Source organism: Dyella sp. 01N36, assembly GCF_056399745.1.
Map to the genome: position 1 here is coordinate 15,112 of NZ_JBFTRY010000019.1, position 21,160 is coordinate 36,271.

The 21,160-nt window shown below is 64.6% G+C and carries 18 protein-coding genes; 10 read left to right on the forward strand and 8 right to left on the reverse strand.

Translation table 11 applies throughout. The annotated features are described in order from the left end of the window. Window positions 1–334: 334 nt before the first annotated feature. A complete protein-coding gene (locus AC1DMG_RS06660) occupies window positions 335–4,480 on the forward strand; it encodes an ESPR-type extended signal peptide-containing protein (RefSeq protein ID WP_477178025.1) in 4,146 nt (1,381 codons plus the stop codon). An 89-nt stretch (window positions 4,481–4,569) separates the two neighbouring features. Then, the gene (locus AC1DMG_RS06665; protein WP_477178026.1) at window positions 4,570–5,439 is read left to right on the forward strand and encodes an OmpA family protein; all 870 of its coding nucleotides are present in this window, start codon (window positions 4,570–4,572) and stop codon (window positions 5,437–5,439) included. A 60-nt stretch (window positions 5,440–5,499) separates the two neighbouring features. Here the strand turns inward: AC1DMG_RS06665 and AC1DMG_RS06670 are convergent, their stop codons facing one another. From AC1DMG_RS06670 to AC1DMG_RS06685, 4 genes are all read right to left on the reverse strand, one after another. Continuing rightward, entirely contained in the window at window positions 5,500–6,096 is a 597-nt protein-coding gene (locus AC1DMG_RS06670; protein WP_477180332.1) for a bactofilin family protein, read from the reverse strand. Window positions 6,097–6,110: 14 nt separating this feature from the next. Then, window positions 6,111–6,869 (reverse strand): hypothetical protein, encoded by a 759-nt coding sequence (locus AC1DMG_RS06675; protein ID WP_477178028.1) that lies wholly within the window; start codon window positions 6,867–6,869, stop codon window positions 6,111–6,113. 212 nt (window positions 6,870–7,081) lie between these two features. After that, window positions 7,082–8,548, reverse strand: a complete 1,467-nt coding sequence (locus tag AC1DMG_RS06680; RefSeq protein WP_441602646.1) for a sensor histidine kinase — start codon at window positions 8,546–8,548, stop codon at window positions 7,082–7,084. Beyond that, entirely contained in the window at window positions 8,545–9,234 is a 690-nt protein-coding gene (locus AC1DMG_RS06685; RefSeq protein ID WP_046969994.1) for a response regulator, read from the reverse strand. The genes AC1DMG_RS06680 and AC1DMG_RS06685 overlap by 4 nt, the downstream gene beginning before the upstream one ends. Before the next feature lie 247 nt (window positions 9,235–9,481). Between AC1DMG_RS06685 and AC1DMG_RS06690 the strand changes: the two genes are divergently transcribed. The 7 genes from AC1DMG_RS06690 (at window position 9,482) to AC1DMG_RS06720 (ending at window position 17,422) form a co-directional block, all read left to right on the forward strand. Next, on the forward strand, window positions 9,482–10,126 hold the full coding sequence (locus AC1DMG_RS06690) for a PepSY-associated TM helix domain-containing protein (RefSeq protein ID WP_477175442.1): 645 nt from the start codon (window positions 9,482–9,484) through the stop codon (window positions 10,124–10,126). A 105-nt stretch (window positions 10,127–10,231) separates the two neighbouring features. Then, window positions 10,232–10,747, forward strand: a complete 516-nt coding sequence (locus AC1DMG_RS06695) for a DUF2271 domain-containing protein (protein ID WP_477180333.1) — start codon at window positions 10,232–10,234, stop codon at window positions 10,745–10,747. An 18-nt stretch (window positions 10,748–10,765) separates the two neighbouring features. Continuing rightward, window positions 10,766–11,578 (forward strand): DUF4198 domain-containing protein, encoded by an 813-nt coding sequence (locus AC1DMG_RS06700; RefSeq protein WP_477178030.1) that lies wholly within the window; start codon window positions 10,766–10,768, stop codon window positions 11,576–11,578. A gap of 28 nt (window positions 11,579–11,606) precedes the next feature. Beyond that, a complete protein-coding gene (locus tag AC1DMG_RS06705) occupies window positions 11,607–12,590 on the forward strand; it encodes an FAD:protein FMN transferase (protein WP_477178031.1) in 984 nt (327 codons plus the stop codon). Window positions 12,591–12,604: 14 nt separating this feature from the next. Beyond that, window positions 12,605–14,230, forward strand: coding sequence for a sulfite reductase subunit alpha (locus AC1DMG_RS06710; RefSeq protein WP_477180334.1), 1,626 nt, complete (start codon window positions 12,605–12,607; stop codon window positions 14,228–14,230). A gap of 76 nt (window positions 14,231–14,306) precedes the next feature. Beyond that, complete coding sequence (locus AC1DMG_RS06715) at window positions 14,307–16,520, forward strand: M1 family metallopeptidase (RefSeq protein WP_477180335.1); 2,214 nt, start codon at window positions 14,307–14,309, stop codon at window positions 16,518–16,520. Beyond that, window positions 16,520–17,422, forward strand: coding sequence for a hypothetical protein (locus AC1DMG_RS06720; RefSeq protein ID WP_477180336.1), 903 nt, complete (start codon window positions 16,520–16,522; stop codon window positions 17,420–17,422). Before AC1DMG_RS06715 ends, AC1DMG_RS06720 begins: the two co-directional genes overlap by 1 nt. Window positions 17,423–17,436: 14 nt before the next feature. Here the strand turns inward: AC1DMG_RS06720 and AC1DMG_RS06725 are convergent, their stop codons facing one another. The 4 genes from AC1DMG_RS06725 to AC1DMG_RS06740 form a co-directional block, all read right to left on the reverse strand. Beyond that, window positions 17,437–18,006 (reverse strand): HutD family protein, encoded by a 570-nt coding sequence (locus AC1DMG_RS06725; RefSeq protein WP_477178035.1) that lies wholly within the window; start codon window positions 18,004–18,006, stop codon window positions 17,437–17,439. Next, the gene (locus AC1DMG_RS06730; protein ID WP_441602655.1) at window positions 18,003–18,542 is read right to left on the reverse strand and encodes a GNAT family N-acetyltransferase; all 540 of its coding nucleotides are present in this window, start codon (window positions 18,540–18,542) and stop codon (window positions 18,003–18,005) included. The genes AC1DMG_RS06725 and AC1DMG_RS06730 overlap by 4 nt, the downstream gene beginning before the upstream one ends. A 5-nt stretch (window positions 18,543–18,547) precedes the next feature. Next, a complete protein-coding gene (locus AC1DMG_RS06735; RefSeq protein ID WP_441602656.1) occupies window positions 18,548–19,027 on the reverse strand; it encodes an SET domain-containing protein in 480 nt (159 codons plus the stop codon). A gap of 106 nt (window positions 19,028–19,133) precedes the next feature. Beyond that, window positions 19,134–19,499 (reverse strand): ComEA family DNA-binding protein, encoded by a 366-nt coding sequence (locus AC1DMG_RS06740; RefSeq protein ID WP_441602657.1) that lies wholly within the window; start codon window positions 19,497–19,499, stop codon window positions 19,134–19,136. A gap of 202 nt (window positions 19,500–19,701) precedes the next feature. Here AC1DMG_RS06740 and AC1DMG_RS06745 point away from each other — a divergent pair, with 202 nt between their 5' ends. Beyond that, window positions 19,702–21,126, forward strand: coding sequence for a M20 family metallopeptidase (locus tag AC1DMG_RS06745; protein ID WP_477180337.1), 1,425 nt, complete (start codon window positions 19,702–19,704; stop codon window positions 21,124–21,126). The last annotated feature ends 34 nt before the right edge of the window (window positions 21,127–21,160 follow it).

Below are 21,160 nucleotides of genomic sequence, written 5' to 3' on the forward strand. Positions count from 1 at the left end.
GTCTGTCTGTGGTTTGTCTCAAGTAGTTCCCATGCAGGGGAAGTGTGACGAACGGCGATGCTCATGCATCGCCGTATTTTTTTGGGCGGCGTTTGTCGGCTCGAGCGAGTTACCTCTCATCCGTGCACTCATCTAAGCGACAGCGTGCAGGCCGACTGCTTGTGGTCGCTCGCTGACACCGCAAGCAAGTGCAATGAAAAGTCGGACTTTTTCTCTCGGTAGAGAAATCGACTGAAGTGCATTTGAGAGCGCGCCTTATTTGTTCAAGTTCAAGTGATTTCTAGCATGGCGGCGATTTTACGTTGCTGCCTTCGTTCGCTGGAAAGGACTTGTCGTGAACAAAATCTATAACGTCGTTTGGGATGCCCAGAAGCAGTGCTTCGTGGTCGCTTCTGAGTTGGCCAAGGGCCACAAGAAGCCGGGATCGGCCAAGCTGAGTCTTGCCATTGCAGGCGCCTTGTTGGTCGGCGGACTCTCCGCACCTGCCATGTCGGCCACGGGCTCCGGGCTCAAGGCTGGCCTGGCCCTGATGGCCAACTATTACAGCGTCAACGATAGCGGTGTGCAGGGCGGCAACTACAACAGCGACGGTGCGACCGGAGCAAACGCTCTTGCGGCAGGTGTTGGCGCGAGCGCTGCCGGCAGCTCGGGCGTGGCCGTCGGCACCGACGCGAGCGCTTCCGGCAATTCCGCGATCGCCATGGGCGACAGTTCGGTTTCCACTGGTCTGATGACCACCAGCGTGGGCGCGGGCGCGCAGGCGATCGCCGACACCGCCACCGCGTTGGGATCAACCACCAGTGCCACCGGATTCGGCAGTACCGCCGTGGGCTACGGCGCGAATGCGGCCGGTTCCCGTGCCTTGGCTTCCGGCTATGGCACCAGCGCCAGCGGTGATAATTCGACTGCCTTGGGCAATAGTGCCAAGGCCTTGGTCGCCGATGGCGTCGCCCTCGGCAGCAAGTCAGCAGCCAACACGGCAGCGGGCATCGCCGGCTACGTGCCAGCCACGGCGACGGCGGCGCAGGCCGCGGCTATCAACGCGACGAAGAGCACGCTCGGTGCGGTCAGCGTGGGCGATGCCGCGACCAACAAGTTCCGCCAGATCACCAGCGTGGCCGCAGGTACGGCGGACAGCGATGCAGTGAACGTTGCCCAGCTCAAGGGCGCCACCGCCGATGCCGTGCTCTACGACAGCAGCGCGCACGACAGCATCACGCTTGGCGGTCCCGCCTATAACCCGGTCACCAAGGCCGGCGGCACCAAGATCACCAATCTCGCCAACGGCGTGGCCCCAAGCGATGCGGTGAACAAGTCGCAGCTGGACGATCTGGCCAATACGCCGCTGACCTTCGCTGGCAACACCGGCACGGTGCAGAAGAAACTGGGCGACACCATGTCGATCCAGGGTAAGGGCACCACGTCCGGCACCTACGTCGGCGACAACCTCAGGACCGAGGTGGACGCGAGCGGCGCATTGCAGGTCGAGATGACCGACAAGCCGGAGTTCACCAGCGTCACGACGGGCAACACCACCATCGATACCAACGGTGTGGTGATCACGGGTGGTCCCAGCATGACCGCCAACGGCATCAATGCCGGCGGACAGAAGATCGGCAATGTTGCCGCAGGTACGGCGCTCACGGATGCAGTGAACGTCAACCAGCTTTCCACTGCGGTGAATGGTGCCAAGTCGCACTATTTCAGCGTCAACGATGGCGCCGTACAGGGCGGCAACTACGACAACGACGGCGCCACCGGCACGAACGCCTTGGCCGCAGGCATGAGCGCCGGGGCGGCTGGCAACTCGGCAGTGGCCGTCGGTCCCAATGCGAGTGCGTCCGGCACGTCGTCGGTTGCGGTGGGTGATGGTTCCGTGTCGATCGGTCTGATGACGACCGGCGTGGGTGCGAACGCTCAAGCGCTTTCCGACACGGCGACTGCCTTGGGATCGACCACCAGCGCCACGGGTTTCGGTAGCACGGCCGTGGGATTTGGGGCGAATGCGGCCGGTGCCAGGACGCTGGCCGGCGGCTACGGCGCCACCGCCAGCGCCGACAGTTCGATCGCGCTGGGCAATAGCGCCAAGGCTTTGGTGGCCGATGGTGTGGCCATCGGCAGCAAGTCGGTGGCAAATACGGCAGCAGGCATCGCTGGTTATGTGCCGGTAACGGCGACCACAGCGCAGACGGCAGCGATCAATGCCACCGCGAGCACGCTCGGTGGCGTCAGCGTGGGTGATGCGGCCAGCAATAAGTTCCGCCAGATCACCGGCGTGGCCGCCGGTACGGCCGACAGCGATGCGGTGAACGTGGCACAGCTCAAGGGCGCCACCGCCGATGCCGTGATTTACGACACCGGCGCGCACGACAGCGTCACGCTGGGCGGTCCTACTTACGATCCGGTGAGCAAGACCGGCGGCACCAAGATCACCAATGTCGCGGACGGCGTGGCGCCCAGCGATGCGGTGAACAAGTCGCAGCTCGATGACCTGGCCGATACKCCGCTGAGCTTTGCCGGCAACACCGGCACGGTGCAGAAGAAACTGGGCGACACCATGTCGATCCAGGGCAAGGGCACTACGGCCGGCACCTATGTTGGTGACAACCTCAGGACTGAGGTGGATGCGAACGGTGTCCTGCAGATCGAGATGACCGACAAGCCGGAATTCACCAGCGTGACCACCGGCAACACCATCATCGACACCAACGGTGTAGTGATCACCGGTGGTCCCAGTATCACCGTCAACGGCATCGATGCGGGTGGCACGAAGATCACCAATGTCACCGCCGGCACGGCACCGTCTGATGCGGTGAACGTCAGCCAGCTCACCACCACGGTGAATGGCGCCAAGACGCATTACTACAGCGTCAACGACAGCGGTACGCAGGGCGGCAACTACAACAACGATGGCGCCACCGGTGCCAATGCCATCGCCGCGGGCGTGGGCGCCAAGGCCATCGGCGCATCGTCCACGGCCATGGGCAGCAACGCCCAGGCCAACAACGACAACGACGTGGCACTGGGTGCAGGCTCGGTCACCTCCAGGAGCAATCCGATCTCCAGCGTCACCGTGGCTGGGCAGACCTACCAATTCGCCGGTACCAACCCCACCAGCGTGGTGAGCGTGGGCAGCAAGGGCAACGAACGTCAGATCACCAACGTCGCTGCCGGGCAGCTCTCCGGCGACAGCACCGATGCCGTCAATGGTTCGCAGCTGTATGCCACCAACCAGGCGGTGGACGTGCTCAACGGTACGATCAACACCATCAACGGTGGCGGCGGTATCAAGTACTTCCATGCCAATTCGTCGCTGGCCGACTCGCAGGCAGTTGGGTCGAACTCGGTAGCCGTCGGCCCCCAGGCGGTAAGTACCGGCGCCGACAGTGTGGCCATCGGAAATGGCGCGAAGGCAAGCACCAATAACAGCGTGGCCTTGGGTGCGAACTCGACGACGGGGCCAGTGAAGGGAACGTCGGGCGCCACCATCGCCGGTGACAACTACACCTTTGCCGGCGCCAATCCCACCGGCACGGTGAGCGTGGGCGCGGCGGGGCAGGAGCGCACCATCACCAACGTGGCGGCGGGCACGCTCTCGTCCACCAGCACCGACGCAGTGAATGGCTCGCAGCTGTATGCGACCAACCAGGCAGTCGACAAGATCGATGGCCGCGTGACCACCGTCGAGAACACGGTCAACCACATTGCCGGCGATATCACCAACATCAGCACGGGACAGGCCGGCATGTTCCAGACCAGCACCGACCAGAAGGCGCCGACCCCGACGCCCACCGGCAACAACTCGGCCGCAGGCGGTGCAGGTGCAACGGCCTCGGGTGACAACAGCCTGGCGCTGGGTAATGGCTCGCAAGCGAGCGCCAACAACAGCGTCGCTATCGGCAATGCCTCTGTCGCCGATCGAGCCAACGCGGTGTCGATGGGTTCGTCGGGCAACGAGCGTCAGATCACGAATGTTGCTGCGGGTTCGCAGGGCACGGATGCGGTGAACGTGAGTCAGTTGAAGGCAGCGCAGGCAGGTGGCGTGCAGTACGACGTCAACAGCGACGGCTCCATCAACTACAACGCGGTCACCCTTAATCCGAATGGTGGCGGCGCCAGCATCCACAACGTGCAGGCGGGAACGGCGACCACGGATGCGGTGAATGTGGGACAGCTCAATGACGCGGTGGTCAGTACGCAGAACTGGGCAAAGAACTACACCGACCAGCAGATCAACCAGATGGGCAAGCGTGCTTATGCCGGTACGGCTTCCGCGCTGGCAACGGCCAATATTCCGCAGGCCTATCAGCCCAATCAAAGCGTCGTGGGCGTGGGCATCGGCAATTACCACGGGCAGAACGCGATTTCGGTCGGCCTGTCCACGATCACTGAGAGTGGTCGCTACATCCTCAAGGCCAGTGCGACCGGCTCGCAGCAGGACGGCCTGGGCGTGGGTGTGGGCGCGGGCATGGCCTGGTAAGGACTGGCCATGAAGATCCCTCTGTCGTCGCGGCAGAGGGATCTTCATGGCTCTTGTATTCATCGACATAAAGGCTTGCAAAAAAAAACATGTACATCAACAAGTTCTTCAAGCTCGCGCCACTCTTGCTGGCGGCCGCGTTCGCACTGGCGGCCTGCGGCAATGTGAGTCGCAACGTCCACGCGGATGGTCAGTCTGCCGACTCCATCAATTGGCCGCACATCGACGACACTACGCCGCTGCACAAGGGCGGAACCTTTCCCAACCTCGACAACCTGATCCGCGTGCACGCGGGCCTGAACAAGCAACAGGTCAGCGATCTGATTGGCTACCCCCATTTCAGCGAGGGTATATGGGGCGTGCGCGAGTGGAACTACGTCTTCAACTTCCGCGAACCGGCGCAGAGTGATCACGTGGTGACTTGCCAGTTCAAGGTTTTGTTCGACACCGACAAGTTGGCGCAACGCTTCTACTGGCTGCCCGAGGAGTGTGCGCGCTTCCAGCAGGTGGCCAAAGCGCCGGCGCCCCCGCCGGTCGTCGTGGCTTCCGTCATCAACACCGAGCGGTTCACGCTGGGCTCGGATGCGCTGTTTGCATTCGATCGGGCGGGACTGTCGGATATGTCGGCCGAAGGTCGCGCCAAGCTTGACCAGCTCGCCCAGGGCATCATCGTGCATGCGGGCCAGGTGCAAAGCGTGCGCGTGATCGGTTACACCGACCGTCTGGGCAGCGATGCCTACAACGATGCGCTTTCGCAGAAGCGGGCCGACACGGTGAAGGACTATCTGGTCTCGCACGGCGTGGACAGTCGCCTGATCCAGGCCGAAGGTCGCGGCAAGCGCAATCCGGTGGAGGCTTGCGCCCTGACCGAACGCAGCGCCTTGATTGCCTGCCTTGCCGCGAACCGCCGCGTTGAAGTGCTGGTCACGGCGTTGAAGTCCGAGCCTCGAGTCGGCTGAGCCCATCGCAAGTCGTGTAGCGTTGAAGCCTTGCCCCGCCTTCGAGCGGGGCAAGTCGTATCAGGCGTTGTGCTTGCTCGTATCGTGTCGGTTGCGCTTGCGCGATCGCCTATCCGATAGGGAATTGAGCCCGGTCGCCTCAGTGCCATGCATGGATGAGTCGCTCGCGTGAGCGATGAGCGAGGGGGGCGAGCTTGCTTCGCCGGCTTCGCTGAAACCGGCGGTGATTTCCGGGACGGCAACCGCTATCGCGTTGGCGGGCGCAGCAGGCAACGCAGTGCCGGCATCGCTGCGCGAAGCGCAATGCTGCAGTCGGCCATCGATCTGCGCGCCAGCGATCACCACGATCGAGCCATAGCAAACGTTGCCGGAAACGCGAGCTGTCGCTGCCAGTTCGAGCCGTTCCATCGCGTATACATCCCCGCAGACGCTGCCATGGATGATCGCCGCCGGGACACGTATATCTCCCTGCACGAGGCCTTGCTCGCCGATCGTCAGCAGGGCGCCTGGCTCGGTCGCCATGATTTGCMCATCGATCTCACCCTCGAGGAACAAGCTGCCCTCGAAGTTGACGTCACCCGTGATGCGGGTTCCGTGAGCGATCAGGCTGGTGGCGAGGGTGTGTGCAACTTGTGTCGGGCGTTTGCGATTGAACATGCGACCACGTGTAGTCATGTCGGGTGGATGGCGCCGTGTGCCAGATTGAATCTCAGCGGCGGAAAATACGTGTCCTGCAGCGGCGGCGGAGTGATCGTCGGCACTGGCGGGCTGAACAACGCCTGCTGCAACAGTCCGCTCACGCGCGCCACGTAATGCGGCAATGGCCAGCGCGCCGGCCAATCGCCGACAAAGCGTTCCATGGCGTCGGTCCAGGTGAGCGCCTGCTTGGCGTCATGGGCGGCCAGGGCGCGTTCAATTTCGCAGGCCGCCGTGACAATCGCACGACGCAGCACCACGCGGGAGCGGACCTTGTTGAAGATGGGGTCGGACAAGCCCAGATCCGCGATCACTTCTCTGGTTCCCGCAAAGCGGTCGCTCTCCAGCCGTTGTTGCGCAAGCTGGCGCAAGTCCGGTTCCGGGCTGTAGATCGCCACATGCAGAATCAGCGCCCGATCGGTTTGCACCTCGACCAGCCGCAGGCGGGTGGCGAATTCGGGAGCTTGCTCGTGGGTGCCGGCCATCAAGGAGAAGTAGAGGGCGCGGGCATGCGCGCGATTCTCCGGATCGGTTTCGGTGTACGAAGCTTCCTGGGCGACTGCAAGATCAGCGCAGCGCGATAGGGCGGCTCGCCGCACTGATGGATCGGGGTCGGAGAGCGCCAGTCGAGGAAGTGCGGCAAGCAATTTGTCGTCGCGGCCAAATTCAGCGGCGACACGTCGAAACAGCGACGTGTTGTGTTGCCAAATGGAGCGCTGTCTGGTCTTGGCCATCGCAGGGAGTCGTGGTTGGCATCGTGCCCACGTTCCCGCGGTACGTGGCGTCTGCACAGGCAAGGACGTGCGGCGTTCGACCTGCCGAGGTCGGGCGCGCCCGGTCCTTGCATCTGGCCATGCATGTTCCACGACTTCGCCCGCACAAATACATCAGACTGCTCTGAAAGGGCGATTCAAACGCGGGTGCTGCGCTTGCGCGCGGCGCAGGCTCAGCTGACGGAGCGGGAGGTGCGTGCGGGCGAGAACAGGATCTCCACGCGCAGGCCACCGGTCGCGCCATTGAGAAAGCGCACGGTGGCGCGATGGCGCTCGGCAATACGCTGCACGATGGCCAAGCCCAGGCCCGTGCCTTCTTCCGTCATGCCCGGCACGCGGAAGAAACGTTCGCCCAGGCGCTCAAGGAAGGCAGGCGGCACGCCAGGCCCGTTGTCTTCCACGCTCACGCATGGGCCTTCGCTGAGCACCGATACGCCTATCGTGAGAATGCTGCCACGGCCCGCGTAGCGCAGGCTGTTGTCGATCAGGTTGTCGAGCATCTCCTGCAGCGAAAGGCGATCGGCGTCGATCCACACCGGTCCGGCCGGTCCCTCGTAGCCAAGATCCACGCCCGCGGCGATGGCATCGTGCACGCGCACACCCAGCAGTTCGGGAATCACCTGCGCGAGATCCAGCAGCACACAGGGCGCGGTTTCGTTGAGGTCGGGCGATTGTGCGCGCGTCAGCGCGAGCAGCTGGCTGGATGTGCGGCTGGCACGCTGGGTAAGTCGCAGGATGTGCTGCAAGGCATCGGTGACCGTTTCCTTGCTCGGATCAACCTGGGCGCGTTCGACGTGTACGCGCAAGCCGGCAAGCGGCGTCTTCAGCTGATGCGCGGCATCAGCGATGAAGCGTTCCTGCAAGGCCAGCATGCCGCGCTGGCGTGCGAACAGGCCGTCGATGGTGCGCGTGAGCGGAAGGATTTCCACCGGCACATCGGCATCGCCGATCGGCGCGAGGTCGTGTTCGCGCGCGGCCAGCCGCGCCGTGAGCGGATCAAGCAGGCGCAGGCCCACGCGCACGCCGTACAGCACCAGGAAGAACACGCTGGCGATCAGCAGGGCCTGGGCCGGGATGCTCAGCAGCAGGATTTCTCGCGCGCGCTGGTGACGATCGTGGAAGGTCTCGGCCATGGTGACCGTAAGCTGGTCAGTCGGATCCTGCAGATTGGGTATGCGCACCGTCGCCGCACGCAGCTCGCGAAACTTCTGCGTGGTCGTGACCAGCGAGGTGGTGTAAAGCGCTGGCTCGCCATCGGAGCTGGCGCCGCTCAACGGCGCCGGCTGCAATTCCGCAGAACCGGCCAGCAAGCCGTGCTTCTGGCTGCTGACGTTGAAATAGTTGTGGCCTTCAGGCGCGTACTCCAGCAGAAAGCGCGCCTGCGGCGAGATCTGTCCGCCCAGGTCTTCCTGGCTGAGCATCTGCGCGAGCGTCATCGCATCGTCGCCCAGATCGCGGTCGTGCACGTGGTTGGAGTAGATCAGCGCACCGCCGTAGGTGATCAGGCTCTCGACCACCAGCAACATCATCAGCGGCACCAGCAGCGACGACAGCAGGCGATGGCGCAGGCTGGGCCGGCCATCCGGTTCGATGATCCGATAAAGCCAGGAGTCGTCCTGCTTGGCCGCCGGCCGGTTCATGCCTTGGCGTCCTTGCCTTCCTTCACTTCTTCCAGCAGATAGCCCAGGCCGCGGATGGTGCGCACTTGCGTGCCTGAGTCGGCCAGCTTGCGGCGCAGGCGATAGATGGCGATGTCCAGGCCGTTGTCGGTGAGTTCTTCGTCCCAGCTGCAGAGGGCTTCCACCAACTGGGCGCGGCTGGTCACGCGATCGGGGCGCGCAGCGAGCGCTTCGAGCAGGCCGAATTCGCGCGCCGTAAGTTCCAACGCCTTGTCGTCGATCCAGGCGCGATGACCGGGAAGATCCAGCCGCAGCCGCCCGATGGTGAGTTCGGGTGCGCCCTGCGAGGTGTAGCGGCGCAGCAGGGCGCGCACGCGCGCCTCGAACTCGGCCAGCGCAAAAGGCTTCACCAGGTAATCGTCGGCGCCCAGGTCGAGCACGCGTACCCGCTCGCGCAGGCCTTCGCGGGCCGTGATCACCAGCACAGGCAGGCCGGTGCCGCGCTTGCGCAGGCGCTGGAGCACGTCGGCGCCGTCCAGGTGGGGCAGGCCCAGGTCGAGGATAAGCAGGTCGTACGGGGTGTCGCGCAGCGCTGCGTCGGCCTTGGCGCCGTCGGTGACGCTATCCACCGCATGGCCGCCCTGGCGCAGCGCGGCGCTGACACCGGCGGCAATGGAGGGGTCATCCTCGGCGATCAGTATGCGCATGGGGCTATCCAGCAGGGGCGGTGGGTCGGTGGGTGGGGAAGTGCGAGACCCATCATCGTTGAATTGCGAGTGATTCTCATTTGTGGCAACATTCCAGCCCTACGTCAGGAGCGGGCGGCCCGAATGGTGGGAAGCTTAGCGCCCTGGTGGATGTTGAGACAGCGGGCATGCGACTGGGTTGCATGGCCCGTTCACGCGGTTTGGCGCTGATCCAAGAGAGATGATCCAAAGGCTCTGAAAGGCAGGCATGGAATCAGCGGCGCGGTCGCACAACAACCGGATGGGATCGAGCCGCGCGTTCTGGCTCAAGCAGCTCCATCAATGGCACTGGATCAGCTCGGCGCTATGTCTGGTCGGCATGCTGCTGTTTGCCATCACCGGCTTCACGCTCAACCACGCCGGTCAGATCGAGGCGCAGGCCAACACCGTGCATCACAGTGCCGTCTTGCCTACCGCCTTGCTCAAGGCCGTGAGCGGCGATGACGAACGCAAGGGCGCGCCCTTGCCGGCCGCGGTGGCGGACTGGGTGTCGACCACACTCGATGTCGATGTGACCGGACGTACCGGCGACTGGTCATCCGATGAAATCTATCTCTCCATGCCGCGCCCGGGTGGCGACGCGTGGGTCAGCATCGATCGCGAAACCGGCAAGGTGGAGAGCGAACGCAGTTCGCGCGGCGTCATCGCCTATCTCAACGATCTGCACAAAGGCCGTCATGCCGGACCTGCCTGGGGCTGGTTCATCGACGTGTTTGCGCTGGCCTGCGTGATCTTCGCGGTCACCGGGCTGTTGCTGCTGAAGATGCATGCGGCGCAGCGTGGCGCCACGTGGCCGTTGGTGATCTTCGGCCTGGTACTGCCGTTGTTGCTCGCGCTGATCTTCATCCACTGACATGAAAGCTGTGCGCACGCGCATCACGATGATGGTCGGCCGCCGCGCACCCATACGCGTTTCCCCTTTTTCCCCCGTTTCTGCTCGCGCCCAACCGAGGACACCATGCGCCGTCTCTCCCTGACTCTCCCCGCGATCCTGCTGGCCGCCCCGGCCGTTGCGGCCGACCTCAACGTCACCGTGCAGATTCCGCAGCTCAATGTGGCGGAATACCACCGTCCCTACACCGCCGTGTGGGTGGAGCGCGAAGACCATTCCGTCGCCGCCCAGCTGGCCGTGTGGTATGCGCAGAAGGAATCGAAGGAAGGCGCGGGCACCAAGTGGCTGCCGGAGTTGCGCCAGTGGTGGCGCCGCGGCGGTCGCGACCTGCAGATGCCGGTGGACGGCGTGTCCGGCGCGACGYGTCCGGCAGGCGACCAGAAGCTGAGCTTCCATCAAGGCAAGGCACCCCTGGCCGAGCTGGCCCCGGGCAAGTACGAACTCGTGGTCGAGGCCGCCCGCGAAACCGGTGGCCGCGAAGTGGTGCGCGTGCCGTTCACCTGGCCGGCCGCCGCGCCACAGCAGCTCGCCGCGCAAGGCAGCAGCGAGCTGGGTGCCGTCAAAGTCGATCTCGCCCCCTAATCGAAGGAGAACAACATCATGATCAAGCATTCGTTGAAGTGGGGCGCGCTGGCCATGGCTCTGGCGCTGCCGTTTACCGCGCAGGCGCACAAGATGTGGCTGGTGCCGTCGGCCACCAATGTATCCGGCAACGATCCGTGGGTGACGGTGGATGCCGCCGTTTCCAACGACTTGTTCTATCCCGATCATATGGCGGTGCAGCTGGACCGCGTGGTCATCACCACGCCGGACGGCCAGACGGCCAAACCGGAGAACGCGCTCACCGGCCAGTACCGCAGCGTGTTCGACGTGCACCTGACCCAGCCGGGCACCTACAAGATCGCCGCGGTGAATGGCGGTCTGTTCGCCAACTATGAACTGGATGGCCAGAAGAAGCGCTGGCGCGGCGACGCGACGGAGCTGGCCAAGGCGATACCTGCCAACGCGAAGAACGTCGAGGTGTCCGAGTCGATCAACCGCGTGGAAACCTTCGTCACCAACGGCAAGCCCAGCGATGGCGCGCTCAAGCCCAGCGGCAAGGGGCTCGAGCTGGTGCCGGTGACGCGCGTCACCGATCTGGCCTCGGGTGAGGCGGCCACCTTCCAGCTGCTGCTGGACGGCAAGCCCGCGTCGAACCTGAAGGTGATGGCGATTGCCGGTGAGACGCGCTATCGCAATGCGCCGGAAGAGATCGATGTCACCACCGACAAGGATGGCAAGTTCAGCGTCACCTGGCCGCACGCCGGCATGTATTGGGTGAACGCCAGCACGCAGGACAACAAGTCCAGCATCAAGCAGGCCAAGCTGCGTCGCCTGTCGTATGCCGCCACGCTGGAAGTGCTGCCGCAGTAATGCAAGGCGCGAGTGCTGAATCGAAGCGATGGGTGCATCGGTGAGCGAACTGGTCGTGCAATCCGTGCAGGGCCAGACCATGGGCACGTTCTGGTCGGTGCGCGCGGTGATGCCAGAAGAGTTGTCGCTGGCATCGCGCAGCAAGACCATCCAGGCCGTGCTCGATCTGGTCGATGGGCAGATGAGCACCTACAAGCCCAGCTCGCCGCTGTCGCGTTTCAACGCGGCGCCGGCGGGCACCTGGCATGTGTTGCCGGCTGAGTGCTACGAAGTAGTGCAGCATGCGCTCGAGCTCGCACGCATTAGCGATGGTGCGTACGACCCCACGGTCGGACCGCTGGTGAATCTTTGGGGCTTCGGCCCCGACGCCGGACGGCAAGCACCGCCGTCGCGCGAGGCGATCGACGCGGCGCGCGAACGCATCGGCTGGTGGCGGATCAAGCTGGACGCCGCTACCCATAGCCTCTATCAACCCGGCGGCGTCTATCTCGATCTCTCGTCGGTGGCCAAGGGCTACAGCGTCGACCTGGTCGGCCGCAGTCTCGACGCTGCCGGCATCGACGCGTGGCTGGTCGAAGTCGGCGGCGAATTGAAAGGCAAGGGCAGGAAACCGGATGGATCGCCGTGGCGCATCGGCATCGAACGTCCCGGCGCTGCCGCCGGCGCCGTGCAGCATGCCGACCAGCTCAGCCAGGTGGTCTGCCTCACGGGCAGGGCCATCGCCACGTCGGGCGACTATCGCCGCCAATTCACGGCCGATGGCGTGACTTATTCGCATCACGTGGATCCGCGCACCGGTTGGCCCGTGCCGCACGCCGTCGCCTCGGTCAGCGTGCTAGCCAACGATGCGATGCAAGCGGATCCCCTCGGGACGCTGATGACGGTACTGGGGCCGGAACAAGGGCTGATGTATGCCACCGAGCGCGGTCTCGCCGTGATGTTCATCGTGCATGGCGCACATGGCATGGAAGAACACCTGTCGCCCGCGTTCGAGGCTGCGCTGGCCTCATGAACACGCCTTCCGCCATGTCGACTCGTCCCGCCTGGGGCAATGTGCTCCTTTGCACGTTGCTGGCGCTCCTGGTCGTCGGGCTCATGGGCTTGCATCGGCGCGAATGGGAATGGCACGACCCAGGTGCAACGCGTTGGCTCAGTGCGTTCGCCGTACTGCTGGCATGGGCAGGATTCACCGCCTGGCTGACGGTTTATAGGCGACGCGCCGCGCAACGGCAGACGGAACGCGTGTCGTCCGTCAACGCATCGCAGAGTGATTCCATCCTCATCGCCTTTGCCAGCCAGACCGGCACGGCGGAGCAGTGGGCGCTGCAGACGGCGCAAAGTCTCCAGCAGGCTGGCGCATCCGTGCGACTGACCGAGCTCGGGCAACTGGATGTGGCTGCGCTATCGCAGGAAGAACGCGTGTTGTTCGTGGTGAGCACGACGGGCGAAGGGGATGCACCCGATAGCGCGGCCCGCTTTGTCACTCAGTGCATGCGTAGCGCGCAAGCATTGCCAGCTCTGCAATACGGCCTGCTCGCGCTCGGTGACAGCGACTACGACGATTTCTGCGGGTTTGGCCGCGCGCTGCAGCACTGGCTGCAGCAGAGCCGTGCCAGGCCGCTGTTCGATCCGGTGGAAGTAGACAATGGCGACCCATCGGCGTTGCGTCATTGGCAGCACCATCTCGCGCTGCTCTCCGGCGCCGCCGAACTGCCGGACTGGCAGCAGCCGGACTATCAACGCTGGCAACTGGTCGAGCGCGTGCTGCTCAATCCAGCGAGCCAGGGTGACCCGTGTTTCCATCTGGCGCTGCGTCCGCACACAGGGCAGGCGACATGGCAGGCCGGCGATCTGGTGGAGATCGGTCCGCGACACGCGGCGGCCGAGGTGGAGMAGTGGTTGGCAACGCACGGACTCGACGGCGACGCATCGGTCGAACACGAAGGACGCCACGCATCGTTGCGCGAATGGCTGGCAGCCAGTCACTGGCCCGAACGCAGCGAAGCATCGCTTACCACCCCAGCTGAGCTGGTGGCGGCGCTGCAGCCGCTGCCGCATCGCGAATATTCCATTGCGTCGGTGCCGTCGGACGGCACGGTGCACCTGCTCGTTCGGCGCATGCAGCGCAAGGATGGCTCGCCCGGCATCGGTTCGGGCTGGCTCACCCAACACGCGCAGCTGGGCGGTGATATCGGACTGCGCATTCGCGCCAACCCGGGGTTCCACGCGCCTGTCGACGACCGCCCGCTCGTGCTTATCGGCAATGGCACGGGGCTGGCAGGTCTGCGGGCGTTGCTGAAGACGCGCGTCGAGGCAGGACGGCACCGCAACTGGTTGCTGTTCGGCGAGCGCGAGTATGCCCGCGACTTCTACCATCGCGACGAGATCTTGCGATGGCAGCAGCAAGGCTCAATTGAACGGCTCGATCTTGCATGGTCTCGCGAAGGCATCTCGCGCGTGTACGTGCAAGACCGCCTGCGTGAATCGAGCGATCTGTTGCGTCAGTGGGTGGAGCAGGGCGCCGCGATTTATGTGTGTGGCAGCCTCGCCGGCATGGCGCCCGGCGTAGACACGGTGTTGCGCGAAGCCTTGGGCGAGGCCATGGTCGAACAACTGCGCGAGGCCGGGCGTTACCGACGCGACGTCTATTGAGTTGCCGTGACCTTTGGCCTATAGGAGCGCCATGCGCGAATGCCGCAGGCTGGGCGTTCCTTCGGGGGAGGGTTACATGGGAACACGGATGGAACACGCGCTGCGCCATGGTTTGGCGCTGGTCTGCCTGGCGTTGTCGTCGCTGGCCTGTGCACAGGACGCGCCGGTTCCGGCGCCCGGTACGCCGATTGCGCCAGCGGTGATCCCGCTCGCCAAGCCTCAAGCTGATGCGCCGCGTGAGGCTAGCGCGCCCGATGCGTGGGGTGGTGTGCGCACAGGCAAAGAGGCGACCTTGTCCGATCGCGTGGTCGCTTATCGCATCGATGCCGAACTGGATGCAGCCAGGCACAGCATCACCGGCAGCGAGCAACTGACCTGGCGCAACCGCAGCAGCCAGCCGGTCAATCGCATCTACCTGCATCTCTATCTCAATGCCTTCCAGAACGAGGGCAGTACCTTCTTCACCGAGCGCAGCGTGCTTACCGCGCATGGCCATTCGCGCGGCGAGGCAGCGCCGAAGAAAGGCGAATGGGGCTGGATGGACCTCAAGACCGTGCAGCAGGGCAATGCTGCGCTGAAGTGGCGTTTCGTGCATCCCGATGATGGCCCCGCCACGGACCAGACCGTGGCCGCGATCGATCTTGCCGAGCCCGTGCCGGCCGGCGGCACGCTCACGCTGGATATCGATTTCGTCAGCCAATTGCCGCGCGTGATCGAACGTACCGGCTGGTGGGGCAACTTCAACCTGGTGGCGCAGTGGTTTCCCAAGATCGGGGTGCTCGAACTGCCAGGCGAGCGTGGCGCGACGCAAGTGCAATGGAACGTGCACGAGTTCCACTTCAACAGCGAGTTCTACGCCGACTTCGGCAGCTACGACGTGCGCCTCACTGTGCCCTCCGATTACACCGTGGGGGCGGTGGGCGCGCAAAAGGACGAACCTTTCGAACAAAACGGCAAGACGACCTATCACTTTGTGCAGGGCGACGTGCACGATTTTGCCTGGGTGGCCGCCAAGGGCTTCCGCACGCTCGATGGCAGCTGGCAGGGCCCGGGCAGCCCGAACGTGGCGGTGCGCGTGATTTATCCGCCCGAGTACGTGGCCAGCGCGCAACCCGTGCTCAAGGCCACGCTGGATTCGTTGAGTTATTTTTCCGAGACGTTGGGGCCGTACCCGTATCGCACCGTCACCGCGGTCGTGCCGCCATTCAATGCGGAAGAAGCCGGTGGCATGGAGTACCCGACCTTCTTCACCGCCGAAGGCGACAAGACGATCGACAAAGACACCATGGACCAGTGGAATATCGACTTCGTGACCATCCACGAATTCGGCCACGGTTACTTCTACGGCCTGCTCGCCTCCAATGAATTCGAAGAGCCGATGCTGGACGAAGGCATCAACGAGTACTGGGACGAACGCATGCTGCGCGAACGCAACCAGCGCGTGCTGACGCCGAGCTCGTGGTTGCGGCGCGCCGGCATCACGCCATCGATGGACGTCTTCACGTTTGAGCGACTCGACGCGGGGCTGCAGCATCCCTTCGATCCGCTGGGACAGAACAGTTGGGATCGTTACTCCAGCTCGAGCTACGGCACGGTCTATTCGCGCACCGCCACCGCCATGCACGATCTGGAAGAGCGCCTGGGCAAGGACGTGATGGCACGCGCCATGCGCGAATACTATCGGCGCTGGCACTTCCGTCATCCCTCCGCGGCAGACTTGCGCGCCACCTTGATCGATGTCTCAGGCAACGCGCGTGCGGTCAACGAGATCTTCGATCAGTACGTCTACGGCACGGCGCGTATCGACGATCGCGTGACATCGATCGACACCACGAAAGTACTGCCCGAGGCGGGCAGCTGGACGAAGGATGGCCAGCGTACCGAGCTCACCGCCGATGATCGCGACGACGAGGTCGAGAAGAAGCGCGATGCCTGGAAGAAGTCGCACCCCAACGCCGGCAAGCACGAGGATGGTCCGTATCAAGTGCGCAGTACGGTGACGGTAGTGCGTGAAGGTGCCGCCGTACCGCAGTTGCTGCGCGTGACGTTTGCGGGCGGTTCGCATGTCGACGTTCCATGGGACGACGATCGCCGCTGGAAGCGCTTTGTGTTCACCGGCGAGGCAGCGGTGATCTCCGCCGAGCTCGATCCCGAGCATAAGATCCTGCTCGACGAGAACAAGCTCAATGACAGTCGCACAGTGAAGGCCGACGCCTCGGCCTCGCGCCGCTGGACGGCTGATCTCGCGGCACTGTTGCAGTCGCTGTACGCATGCCTGGTGACGCYGTGATGGCCTACAAGAGTGCTCGTCGTGTCGATATGGGCGCCGTGGCGCTGGCGCCGCTTGCCGCATTGCAGTGGCGCTTGTTGCTGCTGTGGCTGCTGGCGACGTTGATCGCCACTTTGGTGGCGGCGCTCCCTTTGCTGCAGGCACTCGGTAGCTTGCTCGACCGCTCCACGCATACGCATGAGTGGGCGCGCCAGTTCGACGGCCTGATGTTCAGCGATGTGGCCGTGGCCTTGTCGCGCGAGCACGCCACGTTGCATGGCGCGGGGCTGGCCAGCGGCTTGCTCATGTTGCTGTGGCTGCCGTGGCTCAATGGCATGGTGGTGGCCAGCGGCCGGGCGGGGCGCACGCTGGGATTTGCCCAGCTTTTGCAGGGTGGATTGGTCGAGTACGGCCGCATGCTCCGGCTGATGCTCTGGTCGGTGCTGCCCTATGCGCTCGCTGGCCTGCTCGTGCAGATGGGCCTGGACCGCGCCGACGATCGCGGCGATCTCGCCACGCTGCAATCGCAGGCCGATACCGCGCAACACGTGGCCTGGTGGGCAGCAGGTGTCGTGGTTGTGCTGGCGCAGGCCTGGGTGGAATCCGCGCGCGCCTCGTTCATCGCCGACGTCGGATTGCGTTCGGCGTCGATCGCCATGCTGCGCGGCCTCCTGCAGCTGCTGCGTCGACCGGTGTCGACGCTATTGGTCTACCTGCTGCTGACCGCCATCGGTTTCGCCATGGCGCTTGCCTTGGGCCTGGCCCGCATACACACCGTGTCGGTCGGTGCGTCGGGCTTGCTGTGGGGCTTCCTGCTCAGCCAGTTCATCGTGGTGGCCCTGGGCTGGATGCGCATCGCGCGCCTGTTCGCGCTGGCCGATGTGGGACGCTCGCTGGGCCTGGGTCGGCGGTCGGGCCTCTAGTACCCAGGAATGAATCAGGCGGCAGGCAATCGCGCCAATACGATTTCGCCGCCACCTTCGATGCGTACCGGGTGACCGGGGATCGGGTCGATCCACATCATGTCGTTGGCTTCCAGCGACTGCGAGCGGTGATCGGCGATCACCTTGGCGCGGCCGGACAGCAACAGCAGAAACCAGCGCCAGCCGTTGGGCGCCAGCAGCACCATGGCGCCATTCAAGGGCCGGGCCATCAGCTCGCCCTGGGCCTCGCCTCGCAGCTTGAGGTTGAACGTGCGGGTCGGCGCGGTCGGCAGGCAGGCCTGCGGATCGTTGCTGTGGTCGAACTGGGCGATCTGAAAGCGGGTGACGTGCTGGGTGCGGCCATCGGGGAAGGCGATGTCCACCGGGGCGTCCAGCGGCACGAAGTGCCGGCGCAGGTCAGCATGTGCTGGAAAATCGACCTCCTGCTCCATCCCGATCAGGGTCATTTGCCACTGCCAGGCCTCGTCGTCCGGTCCGCAGGCAATCGGGGTGATGACTGCCGTGCCCTTGGCGCAGGGCGCGCCATGGAGACCTTCCATGGACAGCCGCTGCAGCTGGCTCATGCCCAGGCGCGACGCTTTTCGGTGCAGGGCGGGTAATAGGCGAACACGTGGTTGTGGGCGCCAAAGAAATCCATATCGTCGATGTGCTCGCCGCCCAGCCGTTCGGCCACGCGGTCGGACGCTTCGTTGCCGATCTTCACCAGGCTGATGACGCGCGGCGAGCCCAGGGCGTGCCAGGCGAAATCGAGAATGGCGCTACCTGCTTCGGTGGCGTAGCCATGGTGGCGGAAGTCCGGCTTGAGCATCCAGCCCAGTTCCAGGTCCGGCCAACCTTCAGGGCGCATCAGGCCGGCACGACCGATGAATTCGCCGGTGTCCTTCAGCTCCAGCGCCCACATGCCGTAGCCGCGCAGATGCCAGTGGCCGATCAGCATGGCGAGCGAACGCCAGGCGTTGGTGCGGTCCAGCGGCTGGCCGTCGCCGATCCAGCGGGTGCTGGCGGGGTCGGCGAGCATCGCGGCGTAGTCGTCGAAATGCCGTTCGGCGAGGGCGGTAAGGCGCAGTCGCGCCGTTTCAATAACAGGTATGTCGATCATGATCTTCAGCAAGCAAGTCGGGTGCCATCGAGCAGGGCCGCCAATGCGTGAGTGCTCATCCGTAGGCTTTCGGTCCATGACAGGCCAACAATAGGCTGTCCGGTGGCCGCGTCCGTGAAAGCCTCTTCCTCACCCGGCGGCAACAGGTGCCGGTAGTCCACGGTGATCTCCGTGCCGGCAGGCAAATCGCCCGCCGCGAACACGAAGCCCAGATGCCACAGCCCGGTGGGCTCGAAGCTGTGATTGAGATAGCACTCGTCCGGCCAGTCCGGAGAGACCGTATAGCGGTCCTCGAACCAGCGCGCACTCGCGTACAGCTGGGCCGAAAGCTCGGGCGAGCCAGTCAGTTCGTCGTAGCGATACGTGCGGTCGATCGCGTCCGGGGCCGTGACGATCTGCCCGGCCGACACGTCCTCTAATAGGAACAACCCCTGGCCCGCGCCGGCGATGTTCGACGCGGCGATGCGATAACGCGGAACAATCATGACAGCCCAATGCCGATGGCAAGGCGGGCGAGTGTAGGCGCATCCGGCCGGGGTTTCCATACCGGCCGAATGCGATTGGTGTACTTAAGTGGTTGACACAGTTTGGTTATTGCCCGCCGCCCTTGGCCGCCTTGGGCGCTGCCTTGGCTGGGACGGCTGCTGCGGCGGGCTTTGCAGCGAGTTTCGCGGCGGGTGCCGGCGAGGAACCGGAGCCGGTCAACAGGATGGCGCTGCGGTTGCGCTCCAGCGTGGCGGGTCCCACCCCTTTGACATGGGACAGGTCGGCGACTGTCTTGAAGGGGCCGTGTTCTTCGCGGTAGGCCACGATGGCCTTGGCCTTCGACGGGCCGATCCCGTCCAGCGAGTTGGACAGCGTGGCGGCATCGGCCGTATTGACATTGACGGGCGTGGCGGCGAATGCCGGCCATGCCAGCGCAAGAACCAACAGTGCTGCTGCGATCTGCTTGATCATGGTCACTCCTCCCTTGGTGGATGCGGCCCTCTCGTGGCCGCCCGAGGACTGTGCCCAGCCGCCGCGCTGGTGGCTGTCGGCAGCGGCGGAATGGGTGACCTGGTATCGCCCGTCACGACGCGTGGGCGCTTGTCGATACGCCAGGCCCCTCTCGCACGTGCTGATACAATGACGGCCTTTTCCCACGCTGTAGGAGTCGTCCATGGATACCGCTCGCCTCAACCGATACATCAGCGGACTGTGGGATGACGAGATCGTGCCGCAGCTGGTCGAGTACATCCGCATTCCGAACAAGTCGCCCATGTTCGATCCCAAGTGGGTGGAGCACGGCTACATGGATGCGGCCGTGAAGCTGATGGAGACGTGGGCGCGCAGCAAGCTCTCCGCGCTGCCGGGCGCCACGCTCGAAGTGGTGCGCCTGGAAGGCCGTACGCCGCTCATCTACATCGAAGTGCCGGGCACGGGCGATGACACTGTCGTGCTGTACGGCCATCTGGACAAGCAGCCGGAAATGACCGGCTGGGCCGAAGGCCTGGGTCCGTGGACGCCCGTGTTGAAAGGCGACAAGCTCTACGGCCGTGGCGGCGCCGACGACGGCTACGCCATCTTCGGCTCGCTCGCCGCCTTGCTGGCGCTGCAAGAGCAGGGCGTGCCCCATGCGCGCTGCGTGGTGCTGATCGAAGCCTGCGAAGAGTCGGGCAGCTACGACCTGCCGTACTACGTCGATCACCTCGCCGACCGCATCGGCAACCCGTCGCTGGTGGTGTGCCTGGATTCGGGCTGCGGCAACTACGACCAGTTGTGGCTGACCACCTCGCTGCGCGGCATGACCGGCGGCGAGCTGACCGTGCAGGTGCTGGAAGAGGGCGTGCATTCGGGCGATGCGTCCGGCGTGGTGCCCTCCAGCTTCCGCATCCTGCGCGAGCTGCTGAGCCGACTGGAAGATCCGCAAACCGGCGCGATCAAGCCCAAGGAGCTGTACGTCGACATCCCGCAGCAGCGCATCGACCAGGCCAAGAAATCGGCCGAAGTGCTGGGCACGGCAATCTACGACAAGTTCCCCTTTGTGGMCGGCATGCACCCGGTCACCGAAGACCTCACCGAGCTGGTGCTCAACCGCACCTGGCGTCCGCAGCTGGCGGTCACCGGCGTGGATGGCATGCCGCCGCTGGAAAGCGCAGGCAACGTGCTACGTCCCAAGACCTCGGTGAAGCTCAGCCTGCGTGTGCCGCCGACATTGTCCGGTGCGAAAGCGGGTCAGCTGGTGAAGCAGCTGCTGGAAAAGGATCCGCCGTACGGCGCCAAGGTCAGCTTCAAGCTCGAGAAAGACGGCAGCGGCTGGAATGCGCCGCAGCTGTCGGCGTGGCTGGAAGAAGCGGTGGCCAAGGCCTCGGAAACGTATTTCGGCGCACCGGCGGCCTATATGGGCGAGGGCGGCAGCATTCCCTTCATGGGCATGTTGGGCGAGAAATTCCCCAAGGCGCAATTCCTGATCACCGGCGTGCTTGGCCCGCACTCCAATGCGCACGGCCCGAACGAATTCCTGCACATCCCCACCGGCAAGAAGGTGTCGATGGTGGTGGCCGACGTGGTGGCTCATCACTACGCGCAGGGCGCCAAGGCCTGAACGTGATCGTCGCCCCGGCGCGATGCCGGGGCGA

Excerpts from the sequence above, each read along its gene's own strand:
- AC1DMG_RS06685 (WP_046969994.1), bottom strand. The coding sequence starts at position 9,234 with ATGCGCATACTGATCGCCGAGGATGACCCCTCCATTGCCGCCGGTGTC.
- AC1DMG_RS06725 (WP_477178035.1), bottom strand. The coding sequence starts at position 18,006 with ATGAGCCAGCTGCAGCGGCTGTCCATGGAAGGTCTCCATGGCGCGCCC.
- AC1DMG_RS06730 (WP_441602655.1), bottom strand. The coding sequence starts at position 18,542 with ATGATCGACATACCTGTTATTGAAACGGCGCGACTGCGCCTTACCGCC.
- AC1DMG_RS06665 (WP_477178026.1), top strand. The coding sequence starts at position 4,570 with ATGTACATCAACAAGTTCTTCAAGCTCGCGCCACTCTTGCTGGCGGCC.
- AC1DMG_RS06735 (WP_441602656.1), bottom strand. The coding sequence starts at position 19,027 with ATGATTGTTCCGCGTTATCGCATCGCCGCGTCGAACATCGCCGGCGCG.
- AC1DMG_RS06690 (WP_477175442.1), top strand. The coding sequence starts at position 9,482 with ATGGAATCAGCGGCGCGGTCGCACAACAACCGGATGGGATCGAGCCGC.
- AC1DMG_RS06740 (WP_441602657.1), bottom strand. The coding sequence starts at position 19,499 with ATGATCAAGCAGATCGCAGCAGCACTGTTGGTTCTTGCGCTGGCATGG.
- AC1DMG_RS06700 (WP_477178030.1), top strand. The coding sequence starts at position 10,766 with ATGATCAAGCATTCGTTGAAGTGGGGCGCGCTGGCCATGGCTCTGGCG.
- AC1DMG_RS06705 (WP_477178031.1), top strand. The coding sequence starts at position 11,607 with ATGGGTGCATCGGTGAGCGAACTGGTCGTGCAATCCGTGCAGGGCCAG.
- AC1DMG_RS06680 (WP_441602646.1), bottom strand. The coding sequence starts at position 8,548 with ATGAACCGGCCGGCGGCCAAGCAGGACGACTCCTGGCTTTATCGGATC.
- AC1DMG_RS06675 (WP_477178028.1), bottom strand. The coding sequence starts at position 6,869 with ATGGCCAAGACCAGACAGCGCTCCATTTGGCAACACAACACGTCGCTG.
- AC1DMG_RS06720 (WP_477180336.1), top strand. The coding sequence starts at position 16,520 with ATGGCCTACAAGAGTGCTCGTCGTGTCGATATGGGCGCCGTGGCGCTG.